Source organism: Poseidonibacter sp. (genome assembly GCF_041821165.1).
Classification (GTDB): domain Bacteria; phylum Campylobacterota; class Campylobacteria; order Campylobacterales; family Arcobacteraceae; genus Poseidonibacter.
Genome location: NZ_JBGUES010000208.1, coordinates 1 through 3,761 on the forward strand (window position 1 = coordinate 1; position 3,761 = coordinate 3,761).

Here is a 3,761-nt window from a genome sequence, read left to right on the forward strand (position 1 = left end):
CTTTGTATCTGACTCAAACAAAAAAATCATGAAAGATTTAATTTATGTCTAAACAAATTAATAAAACAAATATCTTAAATTATTTAAAAGAACATTATTCTGAATTCAAAAATAAATATAATATTGAACAAATTGGACTATTCGGAAGTTATGCAAGAGATGAAGCAAATGATAATAGTGACATAGATATTTTTGTTAAAATGGAACCATCATTATTTGATATGGTAGCGATTAAAGAACAAATAGAAAATGATTTAAATAAGAAAGTTGATATTATTAGAGAACATAAAAATATTAAACCACTTTTTCTTAAAATGATTAAAAAAGATTTAATATATGCATAATGAACAAAATGAAATGTTATTATCAACACTTGAAGATATTAAATATTCTTTAGAGTTAATTCAAAGAAGAGCAGAACATATTACTTCAAGTGATGACTTTTTAGAAACTGAAAATGGACTTGAAAAACTTGATAGTATTGCAATGAGATTAGTTGCTATTGGAGAGGGATTTAAAAATGTTGATAAGTTATCTAATAATCAACTTTTATTAAATTATCCAAATATTCCATGGAAACAAGTAAAAGGAATTAGAGATATATTATCTCATCACTATTTTGATTTAGATGCAGAAGTGATTTTTGATATTTGTAAAGAAGATGTTAATAAATTACTTGAAACTACAATTCAAATAATCAAAGATATTAAATAAACTTCTAAAATCAATATATTTTAGGGGTATATTAAATTTAACACCTTACAAATAGCCTATTTACAAGTAACTTCAATCCTACACACCTCCACCAAATACACATATATAATTTTCTAATTTAATAGATTGAGAGCCTAAACTTAGGCCTTTGATATTCTAAATATAAAGAGTAGATATGCATTAATACTTACAAATACTCTACCTAGTTTTTATCAAATTTACCTATTTATCCATAAATTTAAATTTCCTTTCCTTAAAAAGTTTTATACAAGCATCAACAGCATCTTCATCATATTGAATACCTCTACCACGTTGGATTTCTTTAATAGCAATATCAATACCTAATGCAGCACGATATGGACGGTGTGATGACATAGCTTCTACTATATCAGCTACTGTGATTATTTTTGCTTCAAGCATAATTTGATTCCCTTTAAGTCCTTGAGGGTATCCTGAACCATCAATTTTTTCGTGATGTTGTAAAATCATATCTGCAATAGGCCAAGGAAATTGAACATCTTTAATAATATCGTATCCTGCTTGAGCGTGTATTTGTATAAGTTTAAATTCTATATCACTTAATTTTCCAGGTTTTGATAAAATTTCTGCAGGAATACGGATTTTTCCAAGGTCATGAATAATAGATGCAAAATGTATTCCATCTATTTGCTCACTAGTAAGCTTTAATTCTTTTGCTATTGCAACTGCTAATTCACTAACACGTCTTTGATGACCAGCAGTGTAAGGATCTCGACTCTCTAGTGTCATTGCAATGGTTTGGATATATTGTTCAAGACTTTTACGAAGTTCTAATGCATGTTTTTCATGTTCGATACTATTTCTAAGAGCAAGAATACCATAGGCAAAATCTTCTGCTACATCTTCAAGAAGTTTTAATTCTTCTTGATTAAAATTTTCTTTATATCTTGAATAAATATTTAATACACCAAAAACTCTATTTTTATCAAATAATGGTAAAGAAATTGTCGAGATATAGTTTTTTGATACCAATTTATCTTTCCACTCTTTAGAAATACAAGATTCATTTATATCCTTACATATTAGAATTGTTGATGTATTTATTGCTTTTACGCTAGGGGAAGTGGCATTTTTTATATCTTCAATTGATATCTCTTTTTCACAAAAAAAGCTTTTATCAATTCCTGATGAAACTTTATAAGATAAATATTTTTTTGCACTATTTTTAATATAATAAACTGATGCAAAACTATATTCACCTTGTGTAACAATAGCATCAACTACCTCTTGCAAAATAGTATTTTCACTTTTTGCTCTTGATACAGATAGATTAACCGCTGAAAGTATTTTGTAAGCACGAACAGCCCCTTTTAGAGCAATTTCAGAGTTTTTTAGTTTTGTTATATCCATACCAATACTTAAAAAACTCGTAACATCCCCAAGTTCATCTTTGAAATTTGTATTATGCCATTCAATTAGTAATTCATCATTGTTTTTTATTACAATTGGATTGATGTTACCTTGGATATTTATATCATGTAGTGTTTTTTGAAACTCTTTTTTTATTGATTTATATGCATATTTTGGTGTAAAAATTTCAAACCAATCTTTCCCTTTTACTTCATCCAATAAATATCCTGTTAATCTTTCAGGATAAGGATTAAAATAGATAATTTTACCTTCTGTAGAGAGTTTTAGAATTATTACATTTGCAGTTTGTAGTAGGTTATCAGAAAACATTCTAGCTTCTAATAGTTGTTTTTCAACTTTTTTACGTAAGCTTACATCCTAATATTACATTGGATGATTTGCTCTCCTGCAACATCGTATAAAATACTTATAAACTCTACTTCTTTTTTCTAGCCATTTTAGAAAGAAGAGGTAAGTTTTCATAGAGGATATAGTTTTTTTCTTGAAGTTCTCTAAATGCTTGCTGGTTTTTATGAATATCTTTGAAAAGACCAAGTTCCCAAAGTTCTTTTCCAATACATTCATAACGTCAATATTTAAGTTCTGATTCTTTAAGAGATTCTTTTTGCATAACAATAGCCCAACTTTTTGTTTAAGATATCTATAGCTTATGATACAGTATATCATTTTTTATAATTTATCTTTCCCGTTTGGCTGTTTTACTTAGTTCTTAAAATATCTTTAATCGTAAGTATACTTTATATTTCAATTTGTCTAGTTTGATTGATAATTCTTCAATATTTGTTGCTTCCAGCTCTGCTAACATTTTTTTATAACTTCTAATTTCATCATCAGTTATATCTACAATTAATAAATCTTTATTTGAAAATGATTTGCTATTAACTACATCAATCATTTCTTGAATACCATCTTTATTTACTTTTTTATATAGTTTTCCATTTCTGTGGTAAACCTTATCAAAAAATCCTTGTTCTTCAAAACTCATATTTTTCCTTTTTCTTAATTTAAATTACAAATAAAAATTCTAAATATAATTAAATTCTTTTTATTGTATCAAAACTAAAATTACAATAAAAAGAATTTAACATAAATTTAACATAATAAAGAGTTTATGCAATAATTTATAATTATTAAAAAATCATTTTAATATATACCAAAAAATCAATTAAAATGATACAATTGTAAAAAATTATATTAAGGCTATGTATTTTGTATAATAATTTTCGAAAACTATTCAGTCTATATTTTATTATTTATGGTTTTATCATCTCTTTATTTTGTATTTCTATTAGTTATTATTTTCAAACTAAACAAATAGAAACAGATGTAGCAATTGATGCAAAAGAAATTTATGAGATAAAAATAAAATCAATATTAATGCCACATATGTCAGATATGGATAATATTATTAAAGTTCTTGCTGGAAATATTGCAACAAAAAACTTTTCAAAATTAAAGGATGAAACAAATCGTAAATATTTAGAACAAATATTTCATGCAGTTACATCAAGTAATAAAATGATTATGCAAGCCAGATATATTGATAAAAATGGAAAAGAAGTAATCAGAGTAGAAAGAGATAAAAGTGGCAAAAATGTAATTATTACTAACAAAAAAGAGCTTCAAGATAAAAGTAA

4 protein-coding genes and 1 pseudogene are annotated in these 3,761 nt (G+C 25.5%); 3 read left to right on the forward strand and 2 right to left on the reverse strand.

Annotated elements, in window-relative coordinates:
* Positions 1 to 44: 44 nt before the first annotated feature.
* Together ACERKK_RS12025 and ACERKK_RS12030 are read left to right on the forward strand one after the other, a co-directional pair.
* Positions 45 to 344: a nucleotidyltransferase family protein gene (locus tag ACERKK_RS12025; RefSeq protein WP_373773319.1), complete on the forward strand. Its 300-nt coding sequence runs from the start codon at positions 45 to 47 to the stop codon at positions 342 to 344.
* Positions 337 to 714: a DUF86 domain-containing protein gene (locus tag ACERKK_RS12030; protein WP_373773320.1), complete on the forward strand. Its 378-nt coding sequence runs from the start codon at positions 337 to 339 to the stop codon at positions 712 to 714. The genes ACERKK_RS12025 and ACERKK_RS12030 overlap by 8 nt, the downstream gene beginning before the upstream one ends.
* A gap of 222 nt (positions 715 to 936) precedes the next feature.
* Here ACERKK_RS12030 and ACERKK_RS12035 read toward each other — a convergent pair whose 3' ends face one another.
* Positions 937 to 2,433 (reverse strand): HD domain-containing phosphohydrolase, encoded by a 1,497-nt coding sequence (locus ACERKK_RS12035; RefSeq protein ID WP_373773321.1) that lies wholly within the window; start codon positions 2,431 to 2,433, stop codon positions 937 to 939.
* 400 nt (positions 2,434 to 2,833) lie between these two features.
* A complete protein-coding gene (locus ACERKK_RS12040; RefSeq protein ID WP_373773322.1) occupies positions 2,834 to 3,109 on the reverse strand; it encodes a hypothetical protein in 276 nt (91 codons plus the stop codon).
* A 224-nt stretch (positions 3,110 to 3,333) separates the two neighbouring features.
* Here ACERKK_RS12040 and ACERKK_RS12045 point away from each other — a divergent pair.
* A pseudogene (locus tag ACERKK_RS12045) lies at positions 3,334 to 3,761 on the forward strand (GGDEF domain-containing protein); the annotation flags it as partial.

Bases quoted from the DNA above. Each gene is read 5' to 3' on its own strand.
- ACERKK_RS12035 (WP_373773321.1), bottom strand. From the start codon at position 2,433: ATGTTTTCTGATAACCTACTACAAACTGCAAATGTAATAATTCTAAAA.
- ACERKK_RS12030 (WP_373773320.1), top strand. From the start codon at position 337: ATGCATAATGAACAAAATGAAATGTTATTATCAACACTTGAAGATATT.
- ACERKK_RS12025 (WP_373773319.1), top strand. From the start codon at position 45: ATGTCTAAACAAATTAATAAAACAAATATCTTAAATTATTTAAAAGAA.
- ACERKK_RS12040 (WP_373773322.1), bottom strand. From the start codon at position 3,109: ATGAGTTTTGAAGAACAAGGATTTTTTGATAAGGTTTACCACAGAAAT.